Here is an 830-nt window from a genome sequence, read left to right as displayed (position 1 = left end):
TAAGACCACGGAAAAAATTACACGCATTGAGAGCGATGCCAGCACTGAAGCTATGGCACAGCGAGCCAGGGAAATAGCCCACGAAGCCAACAACCCCTTAAACATCATTAATAACTATTTGGTCTCTTTGTCTAACAAACTAACGGGGCCTGCAGAAAGTTACGAGCAACACGAGCTAGCTGAAGAGCTTGATATTGTCAGAGAAGAACTAAATAGAACAAGTCAGATTATTTTACGTTTACGCGACCTAAAACAAGAAGCCGTCGAAACACAGTCCGGCGTCGACATTAATACCGAAATCAAGAATCTTTGCACCTTATATGAGCATTCTTTATTCGTCTTGCACGACACTTCCTATCAGCTAGACTTAGATCAGGACTTGAAGCGAATCGGCACGAAAAGGAACCAGTTCAAGCAAATCATTACAAATCTGATTAAAAACGCCTCGGAAGCAATGCCTGAAGGCGGCATTATTTTTATCAGCACGGCAGCCAATATCAACCTTAATGGCCAGGGTTACGTAGAAATCCTGATCAAGGACCAAGGCCCAGGCCTGCCAGAAGAAATAGCAAAAAGCCTTTTTAAACCTGTTACCTCAACAAAAGGTGACGGACACTCAGGCTTGGGCCTGAGTATTACCAAAAACCTCGTCAGGGATGCTAAAGGTACCATTAGTTGTAGAAGCAACGAAAAAGGAACGACGTTTCAAATCTTTCTTCCTCAAGAAAGCCTATAGTCCATGTGTATGGAAGCGACTATAGGAGAGGAATATGGAGCAGTAATGAACGTAGTGATTACGTAGTGGTCAAGAGTTAGCATGAAAATACAAA

General features: G+C 43.0%; 1 protein-coding gene. It reads left to right on the top strand.

Annotation, left to right across the window (positions count from 1 at the left end; genetic code table 11):
- The coding region (locus tag A3757_RS18000; RefSeq protein ID WP_197470120.1) for a sensor histidine kinase at positions 1-736 on the top strand (736 nt) is incomplete at its 5' end.
- Positions 737-830: the final 94 nt, after the last annotated feature.

It is taken from the genome of Oleiphilus sp. HI0117 (assembly GCF_001635235.1).
This window is presented reverse-complemented; position numbering and strand designations above follow the sequence as displayed.